Source organism: Rhodococcus opacus B4, assembly GCF_000010805.1.
Taxonomy (GTDB): Bacteria; Actinomycetota; Actinomycetes; order Mycobacteriales; family Mycobacteriaceae; genus Rhodococcus_F; species Rhodococcus_F opacus_C.
The window spans coordinates 7505213-7531591 of sequence record NC_012522.1; the positions used below are offsets into that span (position 1 = coordinate 7505213).

Sequence of the window (26379 nt, forward strand, 5' to 3'; positions counted from 1 at the left end):
GACCGTCCCGTTCGTGTGGCGGGGGTGCGGGGGTCAGCCGACCTTCGCGGTCTCGATCTGCACCGGCGTGTTGGGCTTGCCGCCGCCCGCGGACATGGATCCGTCGTCGCCGTCCGCCGCGATCTTCTCGACGGTCGCGAGGCCCTCCTCGGAGATCGAACCGAAGACGGTGTAGTTGGGCGGGAGCACCGAGTCGGCGTAGACGAGGAAGAACTGGCTGCCGTTGCTGCCGGGCTGCCCGCTGTTGGCCATCGCGACGGTGCCGCGCGGGTAGACCACCGGATTCGCGAGTGCGGGATCGTTCGGCGCGAACGCGGTCTCCGGGTACTCCGTGTCGAAGCCGTAGCCCGGTCCGCCGGTGCCCTTTCCGCTCGGGTCGCCGCACTGCAGCACCTGCAGACCCACTTCGGTCGTGAGCCGGTGGCAGGGGGTGTCGTCGAAGTACCCCTGCTGGGCCAGGCTCGTGAAGCTGTTGACCGTGCACGGGGCCTCGGCGCGGTCGAGGACGAGGCCGATCGGTCCGGCGCTCGTCTGGAGATCGACGGGAACCGTGCCCTCGGTGGAGACACCGGTGGTGGGCGGCGGGGTGACGTCCTTGGCGGCGGGCTGCCCTTCCGGGTACGCGCAGTCCACGGTGGCAGCCGCGGGCGGCGGGACCGCAGGCAGCGTGCCGAACTTGGACAGATCGAGCGACTGTTCCGCCGCGCTCGTGGACGCCGCCTTCGAGGTGCTGGTCGACGAGCCGCCGGAGTCGGACGAATCCGAACAGCCGGCGAGGAGGACCGCGAGGCTCACGCCTGCGACGAGGATCGAGGTGCGTTTCATCGGTCTATCCTCACACGAGACCTAGTCCATCCGGACGGACGTGATGTCGATGGGCAGGTTGGGCTTGCCGCCGCCGGCCTGCATCGATCCGTCGTCACCGGCCGCCGCCACCTTCTCGATGGTCGCGAGACCGGTCTCGTCGACCTTCCCGAACGCGGTGTACTGCGGGGGCAGCTGCGAGTCGGCGTAGACGAGGAAGAACTGGCTGCCGTTGCTGTCGGGCTGACCGCTGTTGGCCATCGCGATGGTGCCGCGCGGGTACGTCACCGGCACCTGCAGGGACGGATCCGATGCCTCGTACTGGTCGGTGGGGAATTCGTTGGCGAACCCGTAACCGGGGCCGCCGGTACCTGCACCCGTGGGATCACCGCACTGCAGGACCTTCAATCCCTCGGACGTGACGAGCCGGTGGCACGGCGTGTTGTCGAAGTAGTTCTGGCTCGCCAGGCTCAGGAAGTTGTTGACGGTGCACGGGGAGTCCGCGTTGTCCAGGATCAGGCCGATGTTGCCCTGCGTCGTCTGCATGCTGACGCTGACTTCCTGGAGGGTGGTGTCGATGTCGTCGGTGCGCGGCGGGTTCACCTGCTTCGCGGGCGGCTGAGTGCCGGGGGTGTACGTGCACGACACCTTCTCGGGCAGCGGTTCGGACCGGCCCGCGGGCATCACGCCGGGCGACTGCGGTGACGCCGTCACCGACTCCGCCGCCGATGCCTCCGTCGCCTCGTCGTCGCCGCTGGTGAGGGCGAAGACGACGGCGCCCGCCGCCACCACGAGCACGACACCGAGCACCGAACCGGCGATGGTCAGCTGCTTACGCTTGCGTGCTCTGTCGGCGCGGCGTTCGAGCTGACGCTCGAGCTTTCGTTTCGCTGCTTCCCGGCGCTGCTCGTTGCTCGGCACTGCGGTGGTCCTCCCGTGTCGGTCTGGCTGGAAGTCGGTCGATAGGGCAGTTGGCCGGTGCGAACTAACCCCCGGCACACGACCTCCAGAGTCTGCCATCCGAACCTGAGAACATCCTGGCGGGGCGGCGGCTTAGGCTGTAGCGACTGCAAGGACCACTCGAACAGGAGCGTCGCGCGTGCTCGTCACAGGATTCCCGGCCGGGATGTTTCAGACCAACTGCTACATCCTCGCGCAGGACGACGCCCCGGAGTGCGTCGTCGTCGACCCAGGACAGGACGCCGCCGAACCGCTGTTCGAGTTCCTGGACCAGAAGAATCTCACCCCGACGGCGGTGCTGCTGACCCACGGTCACCTCGACCACGTCTGGAACGCCTACGACGTCTGCGAGAAGTTCGGGATCCCCGCGTACATCCATCCAGAGGACCGGTACATGCTGTCGGACCCCGGCCGCGGCATCGGCCCGACGATGAAGCCGTTCATCGAGGGCATGACGTTCGTCGAGCCCGGCGAGGTGATCGCGCTGGCCGACGGCGACGTGATCGAGCAGGCCGGGATGTCGTTCGCCGTCGACCACACCCCGGGGCACACGCAGGGGTCCGTGGTCTTCCGGACCCGGGTCGACACCGAGAACGGCCCCGTCGAGATCGCCCTCACCGGTGACACGCTGTTCCAGGGGTCGATCGGTCGCAGCGACCTGCCCGGCGGCAACCACGAACAGTTGCTGCGGTCCATTGCCGACAAGCTTCTGATCCTCGCCGACGACACGGCGGTCCTCCCCGGGCACGGCGGGTCGAGCACCGTCGGTGCCGAACGTGGGTCGAACCCGTTTCTCGTTGGACTCTCGGGATCGAAATAAGGAAAAGTAACGACAGTGAGCAAAGCCAGCACCTTCTCCGCCCCCAAGGGCGTCCCCGATTACGTCCCGCCGCAGTCGTCGGAGTTCGTCGCGGTCCGTGACGGACTCACGCGCGCTGCGCGACTGGCCGGATACGGCCACATCGAACTTCCCATCTTCGAGGACACCGGGCTGTTCGCCCGCGGCGTCGGCGAGTCCACCGACGTCGTCAGCAAGGAGATGTACACGTTCGCCGACCGCGGTGACCGTTCGGTGACCCTGCGGCCCGAGGGCACGGCGGGCGTCATGCGCGCTGTCATCGAACACGGCCTGGACCGCGGCCAGTTGCCGGTGAAGCTGAGCTACGCCGGACCGTTCTTCCGCTACGAGCGTCCGCAGGCCGGTCGTTACCGCCAGCTGCAGCAGGTCGGGGTCGAGGCCATCGGCGTCGACGACCCGGCTTTGGACGCCGAGGTCATCGCCGTCGCCGACGCCGGTTTCCGCGGCCTCGGTCTCGAGGGCTTCCGGCTGGAGATCACCTCGCTCGGCGACGACACGTGCCGTCCGCAGTACCGGGAACGGTTGCAGGAGTTCCTGTTCGCCCTTCCCCTCGACGAGGAGACGCGCCGGCGGGCGGAGATCAACCCGCTGCGGGTGCTCGACGACAAGCGCAAGGAGGTGCGCGAGATGACGGCCGACGCCCCGCTCATGCTCGATCACCTCTCGGACACCGCGAAGGCACACTTCGACGAGGTGCTCGCCCACCTCGATGCGCTGGGGGTGCCGTACGTGGTCAACCCGCGGATGGTCCGCGGCCTCGACTACTACACCAAGACGACGTTCGAGTTCGTCCACGACGGTCTCGGCGCGCAGTCGGGTATCGGCGGTGGCGGACGTTACGACGGTCTGATGGCGCAGCTCGGTGGTCAGCCGTTGTCCGGCATCGGTTTCGGGCTCGGTGTCGACCGCACCGTCCTGGCGCTCGCCGCCGAGGGCAAGACCGCGGGCTCGACGGCCCGCTGCGAGGTCTTCGGCGTCCCGCTGGGCGAGGAGGCGAAGGCGAAGCTGGTGGTGATCGCACAGCAGTTGCGCGCCCAGGGAATTCGAGTCGACCTCGCGTACGGCAACCGCGGCGTGAAGGGCGCGATGAAGGCCGCCGACAGGTCCGGCGCCGCGCTGGCGCTGGTGCTCGGTGACCGCGACATCGCCGAGGGCACGGTGGGAATCAAGAACCTCGCCACCGGCGATCAGGAATCGGTGTCGTCGGCGGATGTCCTCGCGCGCGTCGGAGCCATCCTTGGCGCCTGACGACACCGCGCCGGTGTCGCTCGACCTCGTCCCGATCGAGTTGATCGCACCGCGGCTCAAGAAAGTCGCGGCGCTCGCCGTGCTGATCGGTGTCGTGGTCGGCGTCGTAGTCGGGTTCTTCGGTCCCGTGTGGGTCGGCGTGACGGTCGGGGCCGTGATCGCGGTCCCGACCGCCGCGTCCGCGCTCCTCACGTTGCGGCGTCGCATCACGCTGCAGGCCGGGCGAATCCGGTCGACGGGGGGACTGCGCAGCCGGCGCGTCGACGTCACCCGCGCGGTGGCCGCGGAACTGGTGGTCCGTTCGGCCCGGGTCAGTGAGGTGAGCGTCCGGATCACGGATCCCGACGGAAGCCTCGCGATTCCGCTCGCCCTCTACACGACCGACGGCGGTCGCGAACTCGAGATCCTCGGGCTCCGCAGGCTCGCCGACGCCCTGACGACGAGCGAACTGGTACCGGCCGCCGCAATCGCGTCGGTCCTCATCGAGCAACTCCGCGCGGAAGCGCGGGGCGCGGCCCTTCCCGAACGCCCGCTGTTCCGTGCCGTGGAACTGGTGCGTTCGGAGGGCCGCGTGCCCACCACCACGCTCACCGATCACGAGGTGGCGGCACTCCTCGACTGAGCGATCAGCCCCGATCGCCGAACGACGTGTCGTCGAGATCCTCGCCGCCGATCACGGCGGGTGCGACCATCGGCAGGTCGCCGGCGAACGCGTTGTTTTCGCCGGCGTTGACGAGGTAGCTCGGTGTGGACCGGCCGCTGAGCTGCTCGTCGCCACCGCGCCCGGCGCCCGCCATGCCGGCGCCGCCGCCGATCCCGCCCATCGCTCCGCCCGGTGCGAGCGGGGATGCGGCAGCCGAAGTGGTTCCGGGCACCGGAGCGGCCCCCGGTGTCGTCGGGGTCGCACTCGCCGACGGCACGATCGCCCCGGTCACTGGTCCGCGGGCTACCGAACCGCTGCCCGCGGAGGCGCTTCCGCCGTACATGGCGATGCCCGCGCCGCCGGCCGTGCCCACCGCGCCGGGAACTCCACCCGCGGCCCCGTGCGCCGGGGTGACGGCGGATTTCGCCGTGAGGGCGTCGGCGGGCAGGTCCGCCGAGGAGACCGCGGCCGCCTGGGTACTCGCCGACACCAGATCGCCGACACCGTCGGTGACGGTGGAGATCATCGGCTTGCCCACACCCTCGATCACGGTGGACGCGACGGCGAACGGCGACGTCGGCGCGGCTCCCGGTGCCGGGGGCGGCGGTACCGGCACTGGCGCGGCGAGACCGTTCATCGTGAGGGTCTGCTCGTTCAGTTCGGTGCGGGTCTGCGTCACCACCCCGATGGCCGCCTTGATGTGTTCGGCCGCGGACGCGAGCAGCATCGCCTGCCCCGGCGGAGTCATCACCATCGGCGCCGCGGCGACCGCGGTGGCCGCGAACGACTCCGAGATCGTCATCAGGTTCGCGTTGCCCCGCGCCACGGACGCGGCGGCGGTCTGGGTGGTGGTCGAGATCTCCGTGCCACGTTCGCTCAGTTCGGTGCCGCTCGCCTGGACCTGCACGCCCTGGGCCTGCGCGGCCTGCGCGGCCTGGCTCTGCCAGATCTGGTCGAGGATCTTCAGACCCGACAGGCTCATCGACATGGCCTGGTCGATCAGGCCCGAGGACATGTCGAGAAGCGACGTCGGGTCGAACGACCCGAACGTGCCGGTGCCGAAGCTCCCGGCGAGATCGGTGAGCGGCTTGAACAATTCGTCCACACCCGGCAGTGCGGGCAGGGCGTGGCCCTGCAGCAGGACCTCGATCGGGTTCGGCGGCAGGGGCGGCAACGACGGCAGGGCGGGCAACGGCGGCAGCTCACCGAGCGGCGCATCCAGCAACGGGCGGAGCGGGGAATTCTGCAGTGCCTCGAGCGGGGTGCTCGGCAGTGGTGTCGCGAGGGCGTCGCCGACGGGGGAGCCCTGGATCAGGTCGAGGATCGTTCCGTGTTCTGCAGGAGTTCCCGCGGACGTCATGAGAGCCCTCCGAGTCCGTCGCCGACACTACCCAGCGCAGCGCCGTTGGCGCCGTCGACGGAGTCGTAGGACTGGGCTGTGGCGTCGGCGGCGATCGCGGTCTGCGCGTAGTGCGTCGCGAGTTCGGCGACCGATGTGGCGTGGTTTGCCTGCGCGGCAGCGAAGGACGCGAGAAAGTCGGCTCCGATCGGGCCGAACACGGGCGCGAGCGCCGCGAGGTTCGCCCCGAGATCCAGTGCGGCGGCGCTGCTGATCTGTTCGGCCGCCTGCGCCGCGGTGGCGCCGTATTTCCTGATGCCGTCCGTGACGACGAAGACTTCGCTCAAGATGACCCCCCAGTGATTAAGCGTTCGCCAGACTTTATCCCACGGGAACGACACGCACGGCTAGAGATGACGGGGTGCTCCGCCCTCGGTCTCGGCGAGCAGTGCCCGCGTCTTCGATCTGATCTGGTCCAGCGGCTCCGTCCACCCGAGGGCGCGGAGGCAGGCGTCGGCGAGGAGGCCGGCGGCGCCCTCGTTCTCGGGTCCGGGGAGCAGTCCGCGTTCGATGTCGGCACGGGTTGCGATGGCGCTCTCGACGATTCGGAACGGCAGGTCGGCCAGGGCTGGAGAGGTGTCGCCGGACGCGTCGGACATCTCCGTGAGGGCCCCATCCGCCAGCAGTCGGTAATGGCCGCGCAGGAGGGTGCGCTGGGTGCGGAACGGCTCGAATCGATCGGCCAGCAGTTCCGGAAGAAGGTACAGCGCACCGAGATTCCATCGGGTGGTCGTGAGTTGCGTGACGTCGTAGGTGGCCAGCGCGTGCAGGCGCACCGTGGCGGGGGCGTCGGCATCGCTGAGCCGCTCGGCGGCGGCCAGCGCGGGGGAGACCGTTTCTTCGAGCAGTGCCGCGAGGATCTCTTCCTTGTTGGGGAAGTGGTGGTAGAGCGACGCCTGCCGGATGCCGACCATATCGGCGATCTGCCGTGTCGACGTGGCGGCGAAACCCTTGGTGGTGAACAGCTCTCCGGCGGCGTCGAGTATCTCCTCGGGAGTGGTCCGTCCCGGTCTGCGCTGACTGGTCAGTCGGGGTCGTCCCGGCCCTGTGGTCACCGCTCCATGATGTCAGGTCGCGTCCGGGCCCGGCCCCGTCCACCTGCCGTGAGGGTTTGGTCACGCGACCGAAACGTAGGCAACGATGCTGTTACGGCCGAGCGGGATCTGGATACGCGGGCGTCACCCATCGAGGCCCTTCCGCGAGAAAACTATCGATCGACAGATATTGCTCTCGCCGAAGGAGTACGCCCTTGAGTACACCCACAAGGACTGCGCACGCGCCGACCGCGCCGGCTCCCGCACCTCCCCGCCCGTCCGGCGTCGACGACACGGGTGACCTCGGCGAATTCGGCTACGAGCAGCAACTCCACCGTTCCCTGGGCAAGTTCGCGTCGTTCGCCGCCGGCTTCTCGTTCGTCTCCATCCTCACCACCATCTTCCAGCTCTTCGGGCTCGGATTCGGGTTCGCCGGGCCCGCGTTCTTCTGGACGTGGCCGGTGGTGTTCGCGGGCCAGTTCATGGTGGCGCTCAACTTCGCAGAACTGGCCGCCCGGTACCCCATCTCGGGGGCGATCTACCAGTGGTCCCGCCGGATGGGCGGTGAGGTGGTCGGCTGGTTCGCCGGATGGTTCATGATCCTCGCGCAGATGGTGACGGCCTCCGCCGCGGCCATAGCCCTGCAGGTCGTTCTCCCCAACGTGTGGAGCGGATTTCAGATCATCGGGGAGGACAGCACTTTGACGTCCGCGAGCGGTGCCGCCAACGCGGTGCTCCTCGGCTCCGTCCTGCTCGTGCTGACCACGTTCATCAACTCCATCGGCGTCAACTGGATGTCCCGGATCAACAACATTGGCGTCACCTGCGAGATCGTCGGCGTCATCGCGGTGATCGGCATGTTCCTCACGCACGCCCAGCGCGGGCCGCAGGTCGTGTTCGACACCGGCACCGCGGGCGCGTCACCGGGGTACGGCTGGGCGTGGATCGTCTCGGGACTGATGGCGGCGTACGTGATGGTCGGGTTCGGTTCGGCCGGCGAACTGGCCGAGGAGACGCGGAACCCGCGCCGGGTCGCCCCGCGCACGATCCGCCTCGCACTCTCGGTGTCGGCGCTCGGCGGCGGGCTGATGATCATCGGCGCGCTGATGGCCGCACCGAGCCTGACCGACGGCCGCCTCGCCGCCGAAGGCCTGCCGTACGTGCTCTCGTCGATCCTCAGCTCCCCGTGGGGAACCCTGCTCCTCGTCGACGTCGCGATCGCGGTGTTCGTGTGCACGCTGGCCATCCAGACGGCGGCGTCACGGCTGGTGTTCTCGATGGCCCGGGACGGACGGCTGCCCGCCTCGCGGATTCTGTCGACGGTGAACACCCGCACCGGAACCCCCATCGCGCCGTCCGTCCTGATCGGCGTGGTGTGCATCGGCATCCTCGCCGTCAACGTCGGGAACTCCGCGATCTTCGCGACCCTCTCGAGCGTCTGCATCATCCTGATCTACCTCGCCTACCTGATGGTCACGGTGCCGCTCCTGCTGCGCAGGCTGAAGGGCTGGCCGCACGGTGGACCCCAGGTCGACGCGGACGGACGGAAGCTGTTCTCGCTCGGACGGTTCGGACTTCCCGTCAACATCCTCGCGGTCGGATACGGGGCGCTGATGGTCGTCAACCTGTCCTGGCCGCGCGCCGAGATCTTCGACCCCAGCGGCGACTACCCGCTTCTGCGGTGGGCCGCCCCCGTCACCGTCGCCGCCGTGGTCGCGCTCGGAATCGCGTGCTTCCCGCGCGGCCGCACCACCCCCAACCCCGTCACGATCGGAGCCTGACATGACCTCAGTGGACACCTCGACCACCAGCGCCGCGAAGGAACATGCGCGGGCCCAGTCGGGAGTGGTCACCGACTCGATGCCGGTGCTTCCGGCGTCGTCCTGGCCAACTCCACCGTCCGGCATCGATCCGGCGCTGCTCACGTGGGCGGAGACGGTTCCGGGCGGCCGGTACACCACGAAGGTGCTGGGCCGCGGCACCCGACTGCGACTGCGGGACGTCGACGGCCGGGCCTGCGCCCACCTGCTGCTGTACCGGGCGGACGCGCCGTGGGAGCGGCTCAACGTCGCCGACACCGTGAAGGTGCCGTGGCAGGCGTACCTGGGGCCCGGGCATCCGGTGCTCTCCGACCAGGGGCGCGTCCTCGCGACCGTCGTGTCGGACGGGTCCGGGCGGCACGACGCTCTCTGCGGTACCACGTCGCTCGCCACGAACACCGCGAAATACGGTGACGGCAGCCTGCATTCGGCGTCCCCCGCCGGCCGCGAACTCTTCACCGTCGCGGCGGCGAAGCACGGGCTCGAGCGCCGCGACCTCCCGCCGTCGCTGTCGTTCTTCCACGGGGTGCGGGTGGGCGCGGACGGAGCGCTGAGCAGCATCGGATCCGCCGGCCCGGACACCGCCGTCGAACTCGTGATCCACCTCCCGGTGATCGTCCTGATCGCCAACACGGCGCACCCGCTCGATCCGTCGCCGACGTACGACACGACAGCGCTGGAAGTGCTCGCCTGGACCGGCGCCGACGTGGCCGAACCCGTCGACGCCGACCCGGAGTACCGGCGCGCCTTCCTCAACACCGAAGACGTCTGGGCTGCAGCGCAGCGCCAGGGACGGGAGCAGGCATGACCACCACCATCGAGACCGCACCGCTGGTACCGGGAACGGTGATCCTGGACGAGGAGGTCGGCGCCCGCGGACCCTGGTCCACGGTCGTCGCGGCGGGCGACGTCCTGACCGTCGTCGACCTGTGCGGCAACCAGGCCGTCGACACCCTGATCTACGCGGCCGACGACCACGGGCAGCGCTACTCGGCCGCCGCGACGGTGTCGGCGCAGCGAAATCTGTTCCTGACCACGGGAAGTGTTCTCCGCACCGACGATCACGACGCGCTGATGACGCTCGTCGCCGACGAGGTCGGCTCACACGACACGGTGGGCGGCGCCTGCTCCCAGGAGTCGAACACCCTGCGGTACGGCCACCACACCAAGCATCAGCACGCCTGCGTCGAGAACTTCCTCGCGGAAGGGTCGCGGTGGGGGATCGGCAAGCGGGATCTGGTGTCGAACATCAACTTCTTCATGAACGTTCCCGTCGACGCCGACGGCACGCTCGGTATCGTCGACGGCCTGTCCGCCCCCGGCCGCCGGCTCGCGCTCCGCGCGGAGCGCGACGTTCTGGTACTGGTGTCCAATTGCCCGCAGATCAACAACCCCTGTAACGGTTTCGATCCGACACCGGTGCGGATGATCGTGACCCGGCCGACGGGGGCACCCGCATGAGCGCCAAGATCACCGTGCACCGGCCCGGCATGCTCACCACGGTGCAGGACTTTCCGGGGCGGACCGGGTACTGGCACGTCGGGGTGCCGCCGTCGGGCCCGATGGACGACCTGTCGTTCCGGCTCGGGAACGCCGCACTCGGCAACGACGAGGGTGCCGCCGGACTCGAATGCGCCATGTCCGGCCCCGCGTTGCAGTTCGACGAGGACATGGTGGTCTGCGTGACCGGCGCACCCGCCCCGGTCACCGTCGACGGAGTGCTGCACGCGCAGTGGCGTCCGGTACGCGTTCCGGCAGGCGGAGTCCTGGACGTCGGCGCGGTCGCCGGGCCCGGCCTGCGCATCTACGTGCTGATTCACGGTGGCCTCGACGTCGACGATTTCCTCGGCAGCGCCTCGACGTTCACGCTCGGCAAGTTCGGCGGGCATCAGGGCCGCACCCTGCGGCAGGGCGACGTGCTCGCGGTCGGCGACCACACCGGCACCCCTGCGGCCGCCGTTCCCGCCGAACACGTTCCGGCCCTGTGCAGTCGCTGGGAGATCGCGGTCACCGAAGGCCCGCACGGCGCACCCGAATTCTTCACCCGCGCCGACATCGACACGCTGTACCGGACCGACTACGAGGTGCATTTCAATTCGGACCGCACCGGGGTGCGGCTGATCGGGCCCAAACCCGACTGGGCGCGCACGGACGGCGGCGAGGCAGGACTGCACCCGTCCAACATTCACGACAACGCGTATTCGGTCGGCGCCCTGGACTTCACGGGAGACACCCCGATTCTCCTGGGCCCGGACGGTCCGAGCCTCGGCGGGTTCGTGTGTCCCGTCACGGTCGTCTCCGCGGAACGGTGGAAGCTCGGACAACTGGCTCCCGGCGACACGGTGCGCTTCGTGCCGATCAGGGCCGACCGGGCCGCGTCGACACGCGCGCTGGGGCCTGCGCGGCGGGCGGCGTTCTCGACGGTCTTCTCCACCACCGGTGATCGTGACGACGGCGTGATCGCCCGGCGCGACGGCGAGACCGCCGTGACGTACCGACGATCCGGCGACGACAACGTCCTCGTCGAGTACGGTGACATGAGCCTCGACCTGGCGTTGCGGGCCCGCGCGCACGCGCTCCACCAGCGTCTCGAGGTCGAGAAGCCGGCCGGGCTCCTCGACCTGACACCGGGCATCCGGTCGCTGCAGGTCCGGGTCGACCCTGACGTGCTGCCGATCCCGAAGCTGATGGGGCTACTCGCCGAGGCGGAGGACGCGCTGCCCGCGGCGAACGAACTCGTGGTGCCGAGTCGGTCCGTGCGGATGCCGCTGTCGTGGGACGACCCCTCGACGCGGGAGGCGATCCAGCGGTACATGCACGGTGTCCGCTCGGACGCGCCGTGGTGCCCGTGGAACATCGAGTTCATCCGCCGCATGAACGGCCTCGGCAGTGTCGACGACGTCTTCGACACCGTCTTCGGTGCCGAGTACATGGTGCTCGGACTCGGCGACGTCTACCTCGGCGCGCCCGTCGCGACACCTCTCGACCCGCGGCATCGGCTGGTCACCACGAAATACAATCCCGCCCGCACGTGGACGCCGGAGAACGCGGTCGGCATCGGCGGGGCGTACCTGTGCATCTACGGAATGGAGGGCCCCGGCGGCTACCAGTTCGTCGGCCGCACCACCCAGGTGTGGAACCATCGGCATCCCGAGAAGTCCGGACCGTTCGAGGACGGCACCCCCTGGCTGCTGCGCTTCTTCGACCGGATCTCCTGGTACCCCGTGGAACCGGACGAGCTGATGGACCTGCGATCGGACGTCGCAGCCGGCCGCGGCGGCGGAATCGAGATCACGGACGGCACGTTCTCGCTCGCCGAGCACCAGCAGTTCCTCGCGGCCAACGCCGAATCGATCGGCGACTTCTGGGCCGGACAGGCCGTCGCGTTCGCCGCCGAGCGGCAACGATGGTCCGCGGCAGGGGAGTTCGCGACGGTGGGGTAATCCGAGTCAGGCACTGCGCTCGGCGAGTTCGGCGAGCTGCTCCGTGACGGTGCCCCAGCCGTCGTAGAAGCCCATTTCTTCGTGGGTGTTCCGGTCGGCGTTGTTCTTGTGCATCACGTGGGCGACGTACTCCGTGCCCGTCGGATGGTCGTTCAGCGTGATGATCGCGGTCATGAACGGCTGTTCGGCGGGCCGCCAGCCACCGATCAGGGAGTTGGTGAACACGATGCGTTCGAGTTCGTCGACGGCGAGGAAGCAGCCACTGAGGTGGGGCACGAAATCACCGCCGTCCTCGCTGATCTGGGTGGTGAGCGCGCCGCCCGGGCGTAGGTCCATGTCGACGACCCGGCATCGGGAGGGCGCGGGGACCCACCACTGTTCGAAGCTGGCGGGGTCGGTCCAGGCGCGCCACACGACCGCCCGGGGCGCCCGGATGATGCGCGAAATCGTAAGGTCGAGATCGGGTCTGGCAATGCCGGTCATGGTGGTGTGTCCTTTGCGTGTGTGGTGACCGTGTGTGTTGTGACGGTGTGTTCGGTGACGAAGTGTTCGAGCCTGTCGGTGCGGCTCTCCCAGAGTTCCTGTTGCTCCGCGAGCCACGATTCGACCGCGGTGAACGGCGCCTTCTCGATCGCGCACGTCCGTACCCGGCCTTCCTTGCGTGTCCGGATCCACCCGCTGTCCTCCAGGAAGTGGATGTGCTTCATGAAGGAGGGCAGTGCCATGTCGAACGGCTTTGCCAGTTCGCCGACCGTGGCCGGGCCGCGGCTCAGGCGGCCGAGCACGGCCCGCCGGGTGGGGTCGGCGAGCGCTTGGAAGATACCGTTGAGCTGCTCCGGATACTGAGCCACAAGGGAAAGTATTCCACCGCAACAATGGTTAGCGCAAGGGCTAACTGTTGGGGGTGTCAGCAAAGCTTGCCGCGACCGGGGACGAGCGGGACGTCCAGGGCGTCGTAGAGCCCCGGTGCGGCTGTCCGCAGCCACGGAATCGCGTTGACCAGGCGCCCCACCGCGGTGGCGTTGCCGCCGGCCGCTCGATTGCCGCCCTCGTCGGTGGCCTCCACGTTGACCTCGATCCGCGGGCGTCCCTCGATGATCACCTTGTGGGCGCCGTCCCCGCCGTCCGGTGGCACGGGCCAATCCGGGGCGCACGACGGATGGATCCGGGTGACGTGCTCGATGACGATGCGGGGTTCGCCGCCCACGATGCCCTGCACCTCGAAACGCAGCGCCCCCTGGGTTCCTGCCTCGAACTCGCCCATGAGTTCGGTGGTGATCGTCTCCTCGAGCGGCCGGCGCAGCAGCGTCTCCCGGATCTCGTCGAGTTCCACCGCGAGGGCGCGGGCGATGAGCCGGATCTGGCCGCCCCACACCATCGTGGGTACCGTCGCCGCGACCATCGGCGGTTCGTAGTCCATCGGCTGGCCCATGCCGACGAGGTACCGCACCGAATCGTGCTGGTCGTACGTGGTGTAGTCGAAGATCTCCTGGCAGCGGATCCGATCGATCGTGCCCGCCAGGCCCGTCATCAGGATCGGCAGGACGTCGTTGCCCCATCCCGGATCTACGCCCGACACGAACAGCGCCCCGCCGCCCGACTTCGCCGCAGAGTCGATCGGGTCGCGCAATTCGGCCGGCGCGTTGCTCTGGTCGTACAGCGCGTAGAGGGACGGAGTCACGACGACGGCTCCCACGGCGAGCGCGCGGATGATGTCGGCTGCCGCGTCGTCCGGGCGAATCTCACCCGACGCGGCGTAGACGACCGCCTCGGGGGAGTCCGCGAGCACGGCGCCGGCATCGTCGGTTGCCGCCACCCCGAGCGAGCGGCCGAGGCGCGCGAGACCCCCGGCATCGCGTCCGACCTTCTCCGGGTTCGCCACGAGCACCGCCGACAACTCGAGCCCGGGGTGGGCGTCGACGGCACGGATCGCGGCCCGCCCCACATTCCCGGTTCCCCACACCACGGTCCGGATCTTCCCCTGATCGGCCATGAGATCGGACCCTACCGAGTTTGTGGACGGTGACAGCCCGAATCGGGCAACACCGGTCCCGTTCGACGACATGTTCACGGCAGCGTTCCGGCCGGGTTCGGGTGGACAATGGGAAGATGCACCCGCACGGGAGGCCGCCCGGCCCGGACAAGGGGCTGAGCAGAGCCGAACTGCTGGCCGCGGTATCGCTGGCGATCGACCTCGGTCTGGGCCAGCCGATGGAACACATGCTCCGGTCTTCGCTGATCGCGACGCGGATCGCCGAGCGGATGGGGCTGGACCCGCAGCAGCGGGCAACTGTGTACTACGCCAACCTGATCGGGTGGATCGGCTGTCACGCCGACTCCCACGAACTCTCGGCGCTCTTCGGCGACGACATCGCCTTCCGCGCCGACACCTACACGGTGGACATGACCGGTCTGCCGTTCCTGCGGCTGATGACCGGTCACGTGGGGCGCGGATTACCGGGCTGGAAACGCGGAATCAGCGCCGCCGTGTTTCTGGTCGCGGCTCGCAGCCAGGTCGCCACCCTGATCCATTCCCATTGCAGTTCCGCCGGGGTTCTGTCCGATCGGATGGGCTTGGACGGGCAGGTCGGACAGGCGCTGGCCTACGCCTTCGAGCGCTGGGACGGTCGAGGGCTGCCCAACGGGTGTCGCGGAGAGGGCATCCCGGTCGAGATCCACATCGCTCACGTCGCAGACGTCGTCGAGGTGCACCTGCGGACGGGTGGGCTCGAGCACGCGAAGGACGTCCTCCGTTGTCGGCGCGGAAGTCAGTTCAGCCCGGCCGTGGCGGACGTGTTCGAACGTGACGCGGCCGCAATCGTGGACGGGTTGTTCGACATGGACGTCTGGATTGCGGCGTTGACCCGCGCGCCGGACCGTGACCGAACCCTGGGGGCGGAGGAGAGCGACGAGCTGCTCAGGGCCATGGCCGATTTCGTCGACCTGAAATCCCCTTTCACGCTGGGGCATTCGCGTGGCGTCGCGGGTCTGGCGGCCGGTGCGGCCCGGCACCTGGGCATGTCGCCACCGGACGTCACGCATCTGTACCGCGCCGGGCTCGTGCACAGCCTCGGCAAAATGGGAGTGTCCAACCAGATCTGGGAGAAGAAGGGGCCGCTGACGACGGCCGAATGGGAACGGGTCCGCATGTACCCGGACTTGACCGGCCGGATACTGCGCCGCGTCAACGGCCTGGAGTCGGTCGTGTCCGTCGCGATGAAGCACCGGGAACGGCTCGACGGGTCCGGCTTTCCCCGCGGGATCGCCGGCGCGGAATTGACCGCGAAGGACCGGCTGCTCGCCGCGGCGGAGGCGTACCAGGGTCTGCTCGAGCCGCGTCCGCACCGGCCCGCCCTCGACGCGCGCGGTGCGGCCGATCGGTTGGGGGAGGAGGCGCGTGCCGGACGCCTCGACGCCGAGTCGGTGGCCGCCGTGCTGGCGGCGGCCGGGCAGCGGCAGTCGCGGCGGACACCCTGGCCGGCCGGGTTGACCGACCGCGAGGTCGAGATCCTGAGACTCGTCGCGCAGGGCCGATCGAACAAGGAGATCGCCGCCGAACTGTTCATCGCCGAGAAAACGGCGCGCAACCACGTCGAACGTGTCTACGCCAAGCTCGGTGTGAACAACCGCACGCAGGCCGGTCTCGCCGCGATCGACCGGGGACTGGTGGGCTACCCGGTCGATGCGCCGGTCGGAAAGTGACATCTCGGTCGACGTCATCGGCGGGATGCGCCGGGCCGGGACCGCCGGTCCAGTACCCACACCGTGGCCAGCGTGAGGACCACCGCGAACGAGGCGAGCGCGAGGAGACTGCCGCCGGTACCACCCCGGAAGGTGTCGCCGTAGGCGGACATGGCCGGCACCGTGGCGCTGTACCGGTCGAGATCCAGGTCGCGACCCAGCGCTTCGAATGCGTGGCGGTTGGACAGTCCGAGGCTCATCAGGCGTCCCGGGACGGCCATCTCGTCGACGGGGACAATGGCGCCACCGAACAGAACCTGAGGGAAACAGAGCATCGGCAGGGCCAGGGCGGCCTGCGCGGCGTTGGAGACCGCGGCCGAGGAGAGCAAACCGAGGACGAGCGCGGACGTCGCTTCGATCACGATCGTCACGAACAGGAAGGCGTACACGTGCCATCCGACGTCGGGGAGCCGGCCGAGCGCCCGCAGGACACCGAGAAGCAGCGCGCTCACTCCGGCCAGCACCGGAAGCAGCGCTGCCACCTTGGACGCCACGTAGGCGCTCACGCTGAGCCCGGCCAGGCGCTCCTGCCGGAAGACGGCCATCTCCCCGACGATCTGGAGCAGGCCGTACGTGAGGCCGAAGAAGAAGCCCGCGAATGCGATCCAGAACACGATCTGGGCGGGGCCGAGGTCGGCCGCGCCCCGTGGATCGAACGCGCCGCGCTGGAAGAGCGTTGCCATCATCGCCGTGACCAGCACCGGGGAGCCGAGCAGGACCGCCAGGGTCAGCCGGTTGCGAAGGAGTACATCGACATTGCGCCGGGTGAGCAGCCACCATTGCCGCACCGCGCCTGGGCGTGTGACGTCGGAACGGGTGGCCGGGAGCGGCGGTGGAGCCGAGCCGGGCCGGGTGTCGGCATTCCCACCGCTGTCCGCGAACCGCTCCGCCCAGATCGCCGGGGTGTGCTCGCGTGCCAGCCGGTCGTACACCTCGGCGAGATCCTCCACACCGAAGTAGCGTCGCGCCTCGGCCGGGCTGCCGGCGAAGGCCAGGTGGCCGTCGCGAGCGAGGAACACCACCCGGTCACACCGGTCGATGCCGGCCGGCTCATGCGTCGTGAGGACGACCGTGACCCCGCGCTGGGTGAGTCGGCGCAGCAGGCGCATCACGTCGGCCGCGGTCGACGGATCGAGCCCGGAGGTGGGTTCGTCGAGGAAGAAGAGGCGCGGCCGGGTGAGGAGCTCCACGGCGATACTGGCCCGCTTGCGCTGGCCGCCGGACAGCGCACGGACCGGCACCTCGGCCCGATCCGCCAGGTCGAGGTCCTGCATGGTCTCTTCGACGACCCGGTCCGCTTCGGCTGCCGAGGTGCCCGCGGGCAGCCGGAGCCGCGCCGCGTAACGCAGCGTGCGACGCAGGGGCATCTCGAGGTGGATGATCTCGTCCTGGGGTACGTAGCCGATGCGGGAATCGGCGCCGACCCGGGCCCCGCGAACGACGCCGTCGTGCCGCACCTCCCCGGCGGACGGGGGTTGCAGTCCCGCGAGGATTTCCAGCAGCGTGCTCTTTCCCGCTCCACTGCCGCCGGCGATGGCGACCAACTCGCCGGGTTCGACCGACATCGACAGCGTCTGGAGGATCTGCCGCCCCCCGGCATTCCTGCTCACGTCGACCGCATCGACTCGCCCGCCGCCCGCCGCTTCGGGTGCATGATTGGACCGGCACGTGTCGACCCGCCCGACGGTCGGTGGTTCGAATGCCCATTCGGTCATGACCGGTGATTTCCGTGATTCCTGAGCTCGTTTCGTCATGCCCTGATCATCGGTCCGCCGGTTCCGTCGCCGCATGGGGCGTTTGCCTCAAATCGCGAGGTCCGGCGCTCACCGCTGCGAAGTCGCTTGGTGTGCCTACGTCGGTCCGCCTCCGTCATGCCACCCCACACGCCGTAGGGTTCACCCACCGTGAGCGCGTGATCGCGGCACTGCTCGAGCACGGGACAGGGCAGGCAGATCTGCCGGGCGTGCGCTTCGCGCCGGGCACGGGCGTGGCCGCGTTCGGCGTCCGGGGCGAAGAACACCGCCAGCTCGCTACCGCGGCATGCGGCACGCGCCTGCCAGTTCCCGGAGTCGCCTGCCGACGACGCCGGCAGCTGCGCCTTCTCGGGCGGGGCCCATCCGGCTACCGCAGAGCTGTCAGTCGGCACGGAGAGTCCTTTCGCTGTGCGGGCGGTCCAGGCGACCCGGGCGACCACCCGTCACCGCCGGCGCGGCGGGTTCCCTCCTCAGAGTCGTCGCCGGGACGATCGGAGAACACCGACATTCACCTAGTGGTTCTTAGGCGTGCCGCGCGACGAGATTCCAGAACACGCAATAGTTGGTGTGATGGTCTGCGGCGATGGACGTTCCATCGATATGGTCGACGAGGTGCAAGGCGAGACGGTTGTGGTTGACAGGCCTGTGGGTCGGGCGAGCGGCAAGACGTGAGCGGGCCGGACCCACACTTCGACGGAGGTGGGTATGACGGTCGCCGACACGGTGGCTCCGCTGGTGCGCGCGGTGCTGGGTACACAGGTCCCGGTGGGGATCAGGTGCTGGGACGGTAGTCGCAGCGGGCCTCCGGACGCGCCGTGGCAGGTCCACCTCGTCAATCGGCGTGGTCTGCGGCGGTTGTTGTGGGCGCCCAACGATCTCGGTTTCGCTCGGGCCTACGTGTCCGGCGACATCGACATCGAGGGTGACCTGCTCGCCGGACTGGACGCGCTGGAGGAGGTGGCGGACCCGAGCAGGGGCCCCGGGGTGCGCATCGACGGGCAGACGAAGAAGGCGCTGGTGACGGCGGCGCTGCGCCTGGGAATCGTCGGGCTGCCACCGAAGCCGCCGGCGGAGGAGATGAAATTGGCGCGCGGACGCCGGCACGACAAGGCCAGGGACGCCGCCGCGATCAGCCACCACTACGACGTGGGCAACGATTTCTATCGACTCGTGCTCGGTGAGTCGATGACGTACTCGTGTGCGTACTGGGCGGAGCCGGGCGGGGATCTGGACGCTGCCCAGTACGCCAAGTGCGATCTGGTGGCCCGCAAGCTCGGCCTGACCGCGGGGATGCGGGTGCTCGACGTCGGCTGCGGGTGGGGGACGTTCGCGCTGCACGCGGCACGTCACTACGGCGTGCACGTCGTCGGTGTCACCCTGTCCCACGAGCAGGCGGACTACGCCGCCAAACGGATGGTCGACGCCGGGGTGGGGGAGTTGGTGCAGATCCGGGTCCAGGACTACCGCGACGTCGCGGACGGCCCCTACGACGCGATCTCCAGCATCGGCATGGCCGAACACGTCGGCGACGCGATGCTGGCGACCTACGCCGCGGACCTGTTCGCCCTGCTCCGCCCGCAGGGCCGGTTGCTCAACCACGCGATCTCGCGGCGACCACGCGAATCCGCGGACACGTTCTCCTCCACGTCGTTCATCGATCGCTACGTGTTCCCGGACGGTGAAATCGAACCGATGGCACCGATGATCGACGCACTGGAAGGGGCGGGTTTCGAGGTGCGCGACGTCGAGTCGCTTCGCGAGCACTACGCGCTGACGCTGCGGGCCTGGGTGGCGAATCTGGAGGCGAACTGGGACGAGGCGGTGGCCGCCAGCAGTGCCGGACGGGCACGGGTATGGCGGCTGTACATGGCCGGGGCGGCGTTGGCCTTCTCGGCGAACCGGCTCGGGATCAACCAGATTCTGGCGGTCAGAAGCACCGAACGGGGTGACAGTGGCATGCCCGGCACCCGCGACGAACTCTTACGGGCACACACATGAGAGAGGGCGTGCGGAGCCCGGGTTTCTACCGACCGGTCTTGTCTCGGTGGCTGCAACCAGGCCAGCAGCACGGGCCCTGTGCACCCGTGCCGCTCGGGACCGTCGGCTTGCTCATGCTCCGAGACTACCGACGGTCGCCGAGGGCTGGTGTCCGCGCCGTCCGGTCAACGGGCGTAGCGCGGGTCGATCGGAGGCAGGGCGGTGGGGCCGAAGTTGTTCGCGATCGGCATCATCGCCGTGAACCAGGTGCGAGCAGGCTCGGTGCCGCCGAACAGGTTTCCGTCCCCGCACGAGCGCAGCGGGCTGGTGCAGATCTGGCCGGGGGTCGGCGAGTCCCCGAACACGTAGACGCTGCCCGCCAGGTTGTTCGTGTACCCGACGAACGCCGACGACATGTGCGATTCGGTGGTCCCGGTCTTGCCGGACATCGGCAGTTTCCACCCGGCGGCGCCGGCGGCGGCCGACGCCGTGCCACCGGGCAGATCGTCCTTGCTGAGCGCGTTGGACAGGGTGTCGGCCAGGCCGGGATCGATGACCTGCTCGCACGCCTGCTGGGTGAGCGGAACCGGCTTGCCCTGCCGGTCGACGATGGAGTCGATCGGAGTCGGCGGGCACCACTTGCCGTGTGAGGCCAGGGTCGCGGCGACATTCGACAGCTCGAGCGGGTTGATCCACACCGGGCCGAGGGTGAACGATCCCAGATTCTGGTCTTTCTGCATGTCGGCCAGGCTCTGGTCCCCGAAACCGGACGTGCCCGGTTCGGTGTAGGACCGCATGCCGAGGCGCACCGCCATGTCCACCGTCGCATCGACCCCGGTGGCCTGGAGAAGTTTCACGAACGCGGTGTTCGGGGACTGGGCGAGGGCGTCGGTGACCGACAGCGCCCGCGGATACGGGGCGGCGTTCTGCACGCAGTAGGCGCCGCCGGGGCACCCGGGAGCGCCGCCGTCGCCCATCCCGAACGCATCGAACCGGCCCGGTACGTCGAGGATCGCGTTCAGGCGCAGCCCCTTCTCCATGGCCGCCGCGGTGGTGAAGATCTTGAACACCGATCCGGCACCGTGCCCGGACAGTGAATAAGGCAGCTCCTGCACCGTCTCGGCGGCGGCCGCGTCCAGGCCGTAGTTGCGGCTGCCCGCCATGGCCAGGACCCGGTGCTGGTCCTGCCCGGGCTGCACGACGTTCATCACGCTCGCTATGTCCGGGAGTTTCGGGTCGGCGTAGGTGGATACCGCCGACTTCACCGATCCCTGTACGGCCGGATCGAGGGTGGTGCGGATGAGGTAGCCGCCCCTTTCGAGCTGCTCCCGGGACAGCCCGGCGTTCTGGAGGTACTGCAACGCGTAGTCGCAGAAGAACCCGCGGTCGCCGGCGGCGATGCATCCGCGGGGCAGGTTGTTCGGTTTCGGGAGCACTCCGAGTGGCGTTTCCTTCAGGGCGCGGATCTCCGCCGCCCGGTCCGGAACATTCACGACCAGGGTGTCCAGGACGACATTGCGGCGCTCGAACACCCCTTCCGGGTTGGTGTACGGGTTGAGTGCGGAGCTGGACTGCACCATGCCTGCGAGCATCGCCGACTGCTGGAGGTTCAGATCCTTCGCGTCGATGCCGAAGTACGTGCGGGCGGCGTCCTGCACCCCGAAGGAACCGTTGCCGAACGGCACCAGATTCAGATACCGGGTGAGAATTTCCTCTTTGGAGAGTTCTTGGTCGAGGGTCATCGCCATCCGGATCTCCCGGATCTTGCGGACCGGCGTGGTCTCGATCGCGGCGCGGCGTTCACCGTCGGTCTTGGCGACCACGTGCAGCAGGTAGTTCTTCACGTACTGCTGATTGATGGTCGAGGCGCCCTGTTCGATCTGACCGCTGGTGGTGTTGGTGAAGAACGCCCGCATCGTGCCCTGCCAGTCCACCCCCTGGTGTTCGCCGAAGCGCCTGTCCTCGATGGAGAGAATCGCCAGTTTCATCTCGTTGGAGATCTGGTCGCTGGGGACCTCGAATCGGCGCTGGTCGTACAGCCAGGCGATCGGGTTCCCCGTGACGTCGGTCATCGTCGTCACCGCAGGCACCACCCCGTCGGCCAGTTCGGCCGAGGAATTACCGACGCTGTCGGCGGCGCGGTTGGATGCGTACCCGAGCCCGGCGGCGAGCGGGAACATCACCCCGGACAGCATCACTCCTGCGGCCACGGTGGCGCCCGCGAGTTTGAGAACGGTCCTGGATTGCAATTCGGCACCTCCTGCGACGATGCACCGGCAACGACTCAACCGGTGCTCGCCCGATTATCGGGCCACTCGGCGCGATTGGGGCGCGAATGACACGCGTGGCGTGCCTGCGGACCGAATCGGTGTCAGCGGAGATGGAGACGGCAGCCGGATCGGTACGGGCGCTCCGCGGAAGGCTCGGCGTCGACAACGGGACCAAAGACTCTATTCTCCAGTGCTTTCGCCGAGCTTACGATTCGGCGCGTGACACTCAGCTCGCTACCCATGGCCCTGCTCCGCGTGAACTATCGGCTGGCGCGGCTTCCGCTGCGACTGTTCGAAGACGTGGCGGTGACTCGGCTCGACGAACGCGAACCGATACGGCTCGCCTACGAGCAGATCCTCATCGAGTGCGACCGAGCCGCGGCCTACCTGCTCAACGATGAGGATGCGGCCAGACGCGCAGCCGACCTGAAGAGGAGAACGGCGTCGGTGCGACTGCAGGCTGCCCGAGAACAGCACCGCGTCCAGCGTCGTGGTGTGATCCTGCTCGACGAGCAGCGCGAGCGGTTTCATCGACGTCGCCGGCAGGACGCGAATCCGCCGAAGTGACGTGTGTCGATCCACCCGCCCCGGCTGCCCGTCCGCCGGTATCGTGCCAGGTTCAACCCGCCAGCGGCCTGTATTCGGGAAGGCTCAGCAGTTGCCGCACATACCGAGCTTCGGCCGGTGCGGTCATCGCGTCGAGCTTGGCCAACTCCCCGGGGCCCGCTGTCGCGAATCGATCGATTGGTGCGTCGACGCCGCGAGAGCGAACTTTCTCATCACCTCTCCGGCGGCCATGTCCAGCGGCGGAGGGTGTAGTACTTCTCGCGGGGTTCGCCGGTCCACCCGTTGATGCCTTTTCGCGGAAGCCACCAGGCGTGGATCAGCAGCACCATCGCGACGAGGACACCGAGCAGCACGAAGAACCAGACTCGCCCAGCGGTGGCGGAAACGAGGACCGAAAGCCCGCAGAACACGACGGTCTTCCCGATCCGCCGCCATTTCGGGGTGTGTTCCTCCCAGTGCCCCCACACGATGGTGCCCACGGCGGTGATTCCGCATATCACCGCTATCTCGAACCAGTACGGCCAGTTGCTCATCGTCTACTGTCCCACGTTGCCGCTGTGGGGAATGCCTGCCGCCTGCACCGACCTCTGCAGCGAACCTGTGCCGGCTCGTATCCCCCCGGAATCTGGGTCTCGTCGAAGTCGCCGCCGGTCAGCAGTTGCTGCGACCGGGAGGAAACGACACCACGACATCGGCGCGGTTGGGGCGCGAATGGCATGGACGAGGTGTTCCGGCAGGTGCGCGATGACCGCGGTGCACAGATGCTCGACCCGCGCCGGGAGTCACGGATTGACGTGGTGGCGTGCGGCATCGAGTTCGCCCGGTGTGCCGAGAGCAATGAGGATCGTCTCGGGTTCGAGTCGGAGACTGGGTGCCGGATTGGCGACGAACTGACCGGAGACGGTGCGAATCGCGAGCAGCAGTGCGCCGCTCGCGTGGAGACCCATCTGCGCAAGCGTGTGCCCCACCCAGGGTGATGTGGAACCGACGGCGATCTCCTCCATCCGGTAGTCCAGGCTTTCGTCGTGCATCACCACGTCGAAGAATTCGGCCACGTGGGGTTGCAGTGCAAAGGAACCCATTCTGCGGCCGCCGATCAGTTGCGGGTTGACCACCCGGTTGGCGCCGGCACGCACGAGCTTGGACGTCGAGCCCTCGTTCCGGGCGCGGGCGATGATGACGAGATCCGGGCGCAATGCCCGGCTCGACAGCGTGACGTACACGTTGTCGGCGTCGGTGTCGAGCGCGGAGATCAAAGCGTGTGCGTGTGCGATCCCGGCTGCTTCGAGGGTCCGGTCGTCGGTGACGTCTCCGATGACGGTGGGATGCTCGATATCTCGGAGTTTGTCCGCCTCGCGGTCGACGACGACGATGTCCCGGCCGAGCGAGGTGAGGTACTGCGCACTCGCAGTACCCACCCTGCCCCATCCGCAGATGATGATGTGGCCGGTCATCCGGCTGATGCGTCGATCCATTCGCCGTCTCTCCATGTGGTGGCGTAGGTGACCTTCGATCAGCGCCTCGAGGAGGACGCCGAACATGTACAGCGCGGTGCCCACCCCCGCGAGGATGAGCGTAATCGTGAAGATTTCGCCGAAACGGCTGAGGGGATGTACTTCGCGGAATCCGACGGTCGTGATCGTGGTGACGGTCTGATAAAGCGCGTCCAGGATCCCGAAGCCGAGGACGATGTAGCCGACCGTGCCGATGACGACGACCAGCGCGAACGCGAGGAGCGCTCGACCGATTCGTCCCAGGGGGCTCACTACGACAATTGTTCCCCCACTCCCGTCGAAGAGTGGGGGAATTCCGGGGTCGATGGCGTCGAGTCGTTCGCGGGGAGGCGGACGCGGCGCTTCACGGTGGGGTGCCGCCTCCCCGGATCGGTCAGTCGCCGATGACGGCGTCGGCCTCGATCTCGATGAGCAGGCCGGGGGCGATCAGCGCGCTGACCTCGAGGATTGTGGTGGCGGGACGGATCTCGCCGAAGACCTCGCCGTGTGCGATGCCGGCCTCTTCCCACCGGCTCATGTCGGTGAGGTACATGCGGGTGCGGATCACATCGGTGGTGCTCGCGCCGGCCTCGGTGAGCGCTGCCTCGATTCGGCGCAGCGCCTCCCGGGTCTGCTCGACGAGATCGTCTCCGCCGACGGGGCCGTCGGGACCCGACGCGGTGGTGCCGGACACCGAGACGAGCTGGCCGATGCGCACGGCACGGGAATAGCCGATCTTGCCTTCCCACTCGGAACCGGACGAGATGTTGTTTCTGTTCGACATGAGCGACATTGTCGCAAGCCCCGATCCGGCGCTCACCAGCGCGGTCGACGACCACGATCTCGTGTCTACCCGGCGCGAAGCCTTGACACCGGTTAGAACAAATGTTCGCATGTACTCATGAGGTGGGATGGGCAGGCGGTCGACGTCGACGACGGAGCTTTGCCAGGGCTGGAACGCGCCGGGCTGGTGCGCAGCGTGCAGACGCCCGAGTTCGACGGCATCACCTTCCACGAGGTGCTGTGCAAGAGTGCGCTGAACAAGATGCCCGAGGAGTCGCAACTGCCATTCCGATTCACTGTCAACGCCTTTCGCGGGTGCTCGCACTCGTGCCGCTACTGTTTCGCGCGGCCCACCCACGAATACCTCGACCTCGATGCGGGTCGCGACTTCGACAGTCAGATCGTCGTGAAGACCAACGTCGCGGCGGTGCTGCGCAAGGAGCTGGGGCGCCGGTCGTGGAAGCGTGAGCACGTGGCGCTCGGCACCAACACCGATCCGTATCAGCGCGCCGAGGGCCGATACCGCCTGATGCCCGGCATCATTCGCGCGCTGGCCGAGTCCGCGACCCCGTTCTCGATTCTCACCAAGGGGACGCTGCTGCGGCGCGACCTCCCGCTACTGACTCTCGCCGCCCAGCAGGTGCCGGTGAGCATCGGCGTCTCGCTCGCGATCCACGATCCCGACCTCCAGAAGTCGATCGAGCCGGGGACGCCAACCCCGAAGGCACGCCTCGACCTGATCCGCGCGATTACCGACGCCGGGCTGCCGTGCAATGTGATGGTGGCCCCCGTGATTCCGTTCCTCACCGATTCGGTGCGGCACCTGGACGGCCTGCTCGAATCGATCGCCGAGGCGGGCGCCTCGGGCGTGACCGTGTTTCCGATGCATCTGCGCGGCAGCACCAAGGGCTGGTTCATGAACTGGCTGTCGACGGAGCATCCCGCGCTGGTCCGGCAGTACCGGCAGTTGTACGGTCGGGCGGCCTACGTTCCGTCCGAATACAAGTCGTGGCTGAAACAGCGCGTCGACCCCCTCGTCGACCGGTACGGCCTCGGCGGCGGTGCGAAACATCGGGAGGCCGGGCAGCCCGACCCGGATCGCAGTGAGTTGGTCGGCGCCGGTCGTCCCGGACCGGCGCTCACCCTCTTCTGAGGTGGACGGTCCGCCTCGGTTCGTACCATTCGGCGCCGGCGGGTTCTCCCGCCATGTTCCAACTCCACGAGATGGTCGGAGCGATGCGCACATAAATTCCGGGCCCCACCATTCCGTCCCGTTCCACCGGCTGATCGGCCGTGCCGTAGACCCGGATGGATCGCGCGACGAACGGTTCGAACGACACCAGGTCGTCGACGACCAGCGACACCTTGTGGTTGCCTGCCCGGATGTTCCGGAACTTGCGGGTACCGGCGACGGACGGCCCGGTCCCGCCTACCCAGAAGTCCGTTCCGTCGAACTCGAACGCCAGCGGAACCACATCGGGTTGCCCGTCGGCGCCGACGGTGGCGACCCGCGCGATCGGCTGCGACCGCAGGTAGGCGATTTCTTCGTCCGTGAACGACATGAGAATTCTCCAGTCCGACGGC

General features: G+C 68.6%; 26 protein-coding genes. 11 read left to right on the plus strand and 15 right to left on the minus strand.

The annotated features are described in order from the left end of the window. Nucleotides 1-33: 33 nt before the first annotated feature. Both ROP_RS34190 and ROP_RS34195 read right to left on the minus strand, forming a co-directional pair. Entirely contained in the window at nt 34-825 is a 792-nt protein-coding gene (locus tag ROP_RS34190; RefSeq protein WP_015890557.1) for a peptidylprolyl isomerase, read from the minus strand. Nucleotides 826-846: 21 nt separating this feature from the next. Continuing rightward, a complete protein-coding gene (locus ROP_RS34195) occupies nt 847-1725 on the minus strand; it encodes a peptidylprolyl isomerase (protein ID WP_015890558.1) in 879 nt (292 codons plus the stop codon). A 178-nt stretch (nt 1726-1903) separates the two neighbouring features. Between ROP_RS34195 and ROP_RS34200 the strand changes: the two genes are divergently transcribed. The 3 genes from ROP_RS34200 to ROP_RS34210 are packed head-to-tail and all read left to right on the plus strand — an operon-like array spanning nt 1904 to nt 4493. Further along, a complete protein-coding gene (locus ROP_RS34200) occupies nt 1904-2584 on the plus strand; it encodes an MBL fold metallo-hydrolase (RefSeq protein WP_015890559.1) in 681 nt (226 codons plus the stop codon). A gap of 15 nt (nt 2585-2599) precedes the next feature. Further along, nucleotides 2600-3871: a histidine--tRNA ligase gene (gene hisS / locus ROP_RS34205; RefSeq protein WP_015890560.1), complete on the plus strand. Its 1272-nt coding sequence runs from the start codon at nt 2600-2602 to the stop codon at nt 3869-3871. Further along, complete coding sequence (locus ROP_RS34210; protein ID WP_050785161.1) at nt 3834-4493, plus strand: hypothetical protein; 660 nt, start codon at nt 3834-3836, stop codon at nt 4491-4493. The genes hisS and ROP_RS34210 overlap by 38 nt, the downstream gene beginning before the upstream one ends. 4 nt (nt 4494-4497) lie before the next feature. Here ROP_RS34210 and ROP_RS34215 read toward each other — a convergent pair whose 3' ends face one another. Genes ROP_RS34215 through ROP_RS34225 form a run of 3 tightly spaced genes read right to left on the minus strand, consistent with a single transcriptional unit; the run spans nt 4498 to nt 6968 of the window. Beyond that, on the minus strand, nt 4498-5874 hold the full coding sequence (locus ROP_RS34215; protein WP_015890562.1) for a hypothetical protein: 1377 nt from the start codon (nt 5872-5874) through the stop codon (nt 4498-4500). Then, on the minus strand, nt 5871-6200 hold the full coding sequence (locus ROP_RS34220; protein WP_043825942.1) for a type VII secretion target: 330 nt from the start codon (nt 6198-6200) through the stop codon (nt 5871-5873). Before ROP_RS34220 ends, ROP_RS34215 begins: the two co-directional genes overlap by 4 nt. A gap of 60 nt (nt 6201-6260) precedes the next feature. Next, the gene (locus ROP_RS34225) at nt 6261-6968 is read right to left on the minus strand and encodes a TetR/AcrR family transcriptional regulator (protein WP_015890564.1); all 708 of its coding nucleotides are present in this window, start codon (nt 6966-6968) and stop codon (nt 6261-6263) included. A 194-nt stretch (nt 6969-7162) separates the two neighbouring features. Here ROP_RS34225 and ROP_RS34230 point away from each other — a divergent pair, with 194 nt between their 5' ends. From ROP_RS34230 to ROP_RS34245, 4 genes are read left to right on the plus strand one after another with little or no spacing between them, the layout of a single operon-like run. After that, complete coding sequence (locus ROP_RS34230) at nt 7163-8728, plus strand: amino acid permease (protein ID WP_015890565.1); 1566 nt, start codon at nt 7163-7165, stop codon at nt 8726-8728. 1 nt (nt 8729) lies between these two features. Beyond that, the gene (locus ROP_RS34235; protein WP_015890566.1) at nt 8730-9575 is read left to right on the plus strand and encodes an urea amidolyase associated protein UAAP1; all 846 of its coding nucleotides are present in this window, start codon (nt 8730-8732) and stop codon (nt 9573-9575) included. After that, nucleotides 9572-10228, plus strand: a complete 657-nt coding sequence (locus tag ROP_RS34240) for an urea amidolyase associated protein UAAP2 (protein ID WP_015890567.1) — start codon at nt 9572-9574, stop codon at nt 10226-10228. The genes ROP_RS34235 and ROP_RS34240 overlap by 4 nt, the downstream gene beginning before the upstream one ends. Continuing rightward, the gene (locus ROP_RS34245) at nt 10225-12210 is read left to right on the plus strand and encodes a 5-oxoprolinase/urea amidolyase family protein (protein ID WP_015890568.1); all 1986 of its coding nucleotides are present in this window, start codon (nt 10225-10227) and stop codon (nt 12208-12210) included. Before ROP_RS34240 ends, ROP_RS34245 begins: the two co-directional genes overlap by 4 nt. 6 nt (nt 12211-12216) lie before the next feature. Here the strand turns inward: ROP_RS34245 and ROP_RS34250 are convergent, their stop codons facing one another. Genes ROP_RS34250 through ROP_RS34260 form a run of 3 tightly spaced genes read right to left on the minus strand, consistent with a single transcriptional unit; the run spans nt 12217 to nt 14203 of the window. Beyond that, entirely contained in the window at nt 12217-12693 is a 477-nt protein-coding gene (locus tag ROP_RS34250; protein ID WP_015890569.1) for an SRPBCC family protein, read from the minus strand. Next, nucleotides 12690-13061, minus strand: coding sequence for an ArsR/SmtB family transcription factor (locus ROP_RS34255; protein ID WP_015890570.1), 372 nt, complete (start codon nt 13059-13061; stop codon nt 12690-12692). Before ROP_RS34255 ends, ROP_RS34250 begins: the two co-directional genes overlap by 4 nt. Nucleotides 13062-13117: 56 nt before the next feature. After that, the gene (locus tag ROP_RS34260; protein ID WP_015890571.1) at nt 13118-14203 is read right to left on the minus strand and encodes an NAD(P)H-dependent amine dehydrogenase family protein; all 1086 of its coding nucleotides are present in this window, start codon (nt 14201-14203) and stop codon (nt 13118-13120) included. A gap of 116 nt (nt 14204-14319) precedes the next feature. On the opposite strand from ROP_RS34260, the gene ROP_RS34265 reads away from it, so the two are divergent. Continuing rightward, the gene (locus tag ROP_RS34265) at nt 14320-15912 is read left to right on the plus strand and encodes an HD domain-containing phosphohydrolase (protein WP_015890572.1); all 1593 of its coding nucleotides are present in this window, start codon (nt 14320-14322) and stop codon (nt 15910-15912) included. 14 nt (nt 15913-15926) lie between these two features. On the opposite strand, the gene ROP_RS34270 is transcribed toward ROP_RS34265, so the two are convergent. Then, nucleotides 15927-17741 carry an ABC transporter ATP-binding protein/permease gene (locus tag ROP_RS34270; RefSeq protein WP_043825946.1) on the minus strand — a complete coding sequence of 605 codons (1815 nt, stop codon included), beginning with the start codon at nt 17739-17741 and terminating at the stop codon, nt 15927-15929. Next, a complete protein-coding gene (locus ROP_RS34275) occupies nt 17702-18043 on the minus strand; it encodes a WhiB family transcriptional regulator (protein WP_148222635.1) in 342 nt (113 codons plus the stop codon). The genes ROP_RS34270 and ROP_RS34275 overlap by 40 nt, the downstream gene beginning before the upstream one ends. Before the next feature lie 367 nt (nt 18044-18410). Here ROP_RS34275 and ROP_RS34280 point away from each other — a divergent pair, with 367 nt between their 5' ends. Next, a complete protein-coding gene (locus tag ROP_RS34280; RefSeq protein WP_015890575.1) occupies nt 18411-19703 on the plus strand; it encodes an SAM-dependent methyltransferase in 1293 nt (430 codons plus the stop codon). Nucleotides 19704-19867: 164 nt separating this feature from the next. Here ROP_RS34280 and ROP_RS34285 read toward each other — a convergent pair whose 3' ends face one another. Continuing rightward, nucleotides 19868-21931 carry a transglycosylase domain-containing protein gene (locus tag ROP_RS34285; protein ID WP_015890576.1) on the minus strand — a complete coding sequence of 688 codons (2064 nt, stop codon included), beginning with the start codon at nt 21929-21931 and terminating at the stop codon, nt 19868-19870. 240 nt (nt 21932-22171) lie between these two features. Between ROP_RS34285 and ROP_RS34290 the strand changes: the two genes are divergently transcribed. Then, nucleotides 22172-22519: a hypothetical protein gene (locus tag ROP_RS34290; protein WP_043825950.1), complete on the plus strand. Its 348-nt coding sequence runs from the start codon at nt 22172-22174 to the stop codon at nt 22517-22519. A gap of 212 nt (nt 22520-22731) precedes the next feature. On the opposite strand, the gene ROP_RS34295 is transcribed toward ROP_RS34290, so the two are convergent. From ROP_RS34295 to ROP_RS34305, 3 genes are all read right to left on the minus strand, one after another. Then, nucleotides 22732-23052, minus strand: a complete 321-nt coding sequence (locus ROP_RS34295; RefSeq protein WP_015890578.1) for a hypothetical protein — start codon at nt 23050-23052, stop codon at nt 22732-22734. A gap of 249 nt (nt 23053-23301) precedes the next feature. Beyond that, the gene (locus ROP_RS34300) at nt 23302-24285 is read right to left on the minus strand and encodes a potassium channel family protein (protein WP_015890579.1); all 984 of its coding nucleotides are present in this window, start codon (nt 24283-24285) and stop codon (nt 23302-23304) included. A 121-nt stretch (nt 24286-24406) separates the two neighbouring features. Beyond that, a complete protein-coding gene (locus ROP_RS34305) occupies nt 24407-24805 on the minus strand; it encodes a RidA family protein (RefSeq protein WP_015890580.1) in 399 nt (132 codons plus the stop codon). Nucleotides 24806-24913: 108 nt separating this feature from the next. Here ROP_RS34305 and ROP_RS34310 point away from each other — a divergent pair, with 108 nt between their 5' ends. Further along, on the plus strand, nt 24914-25948 hold the full coding sequence (locus tag ROP_RS34310; RefSeq protein WP_015890581.1) for an Rv2578c family radical SAM protein: 1035 nt from the start codon (nt 24914-24916) through the stop codon (nt 25946-25948). On the opposite strand, the gene ROP_RS34315 is transcribed toward ROP_RS34310, so the two are convergent. Continuing rightward, nucleotides 25935-26357: a PPOX class F420-dependent oxidoreductase gene (locus ROP_RS34315; protein ID WP_015890582.1), complete on the minus strand. Its 423-nt coding sequence runs from the start codon at nt 26355-26357 to the stop codon at nt 25935-25937. The two genes, ROP_RS34310 and ROP_RS34315, sit on opposite strands and share 14 nt — an antisense overlap. Nucleotides 26358-26379 lie beyond the last annotated feature (22 nt).

Excerpts from the sequence above, each read along its gene's own strand:
- ROP_RS34190 (WP_015890557.1), bottom strand. The coding sequence starts at position 825 with ATGAAACGCACCTCGATCCTCGTCGCAGGCGTGAGCCTCGCGGTCCTC.
- ROP_RS34210 (WP_050785161.1), top strand. The coding sequence starts at position 3,834 with ATGTCCTCGCGCGCGTCGGAGCCATCCTTGGCGCCTGACGACACCGCG.
- ROP_RS34215 (WP_015890562.1), bottom strand. The coding sequence starts at position 5,874 with ATGACGTCCGCGGGAACTCCTGCAGAACACGGAACGATCCTCGACCTG.
- ROP_RS34235 (WP_015890566.1), top strand. The coding sequence starts at position 8,730 with ATGACCTCAGTGGACACCTCGACCACCAGCGCCGCGAAGGAACATGCG.
- ROP_RS34240 (WP_015890567.1), top strand. The coding sequence starts at position 9,572 with ATGACCACCACCATCGAGACCGCACCGCTGGTACCGGGAACGGTGATC.
- ROP_RS34245 (WP_015890568.1), top strand. The coding sequence starts at position 10,225 with ATGAGCGCCAAGATCACCGTGCACCGGCCCGGCATGCTCACCACGGTG.
- ROP_RS34250 (WP_015890569.1), bottom strand. The coding sequence starts at position 12,693 with ATGACCGGCATTGCCAGACCCGATCTCGACCTTACGATTTCGCGCATC.
- ROP_RS34260 (WP_015890571.1), bottom strand. The coding sequence starts at position 14,203 with ATGGCCGATCAGGGGAAGATCCGGACCGTGGTGTGGGGAACCGGGAAT.
- ROP_RS34265 (WP_015890572.1), top strand. The coding sequence starts at position 14,320 with ATGCACCCGCACGGGAGGCCGCCCGGCCCGGACAAGGGGCTGAGCAGA.
- ROP_RS34270 (WP_043825946.1), bottom strand. The coding sequence starts at position 17,741 with ATGCGGCGACGGAACCGGCGGACCGATGATCAGGGCATGACGAAACGA.
- ROP_RS34280 (WP_015890575.1), top strand. The coding sequence starts at position 18,411 with ATGACGGTCGCCGACACGGTGGCTCCGCTGGTGCGCGCGGTGCTGGGT.
- ROP_RS34295 (WP_015890578.1), bottom strand. The coding sequence starts at position 23,052 with ATGAGCAACTGGCCGTACTGGTTCGAGATAGCGGTGATATGCGGAATC.
- ROP_RS34305 (WP_015890580.1), bottom strand. The coding sequence starts at position 24,805 with ATGTCGCTCATGTCGAACAGAAACAACATCTCGTCCGGTTCCGAGTGG.
- ROP_RS34310 (WP_015890581.1), top strand. The coding sequence starts at position 24,914 with ATGAGGTGGGATGGGCAGGCGGTCGACGTCGACGACGGAGCTTTGCCA.
- ROP_RS34315 (WP_015890582.1), bottom strand. The coding sequence starts at position 26,357 with ATGTCGTTCACGGACGAAGAAATCGCCTACCTGCGGTCGCAGCCGATC.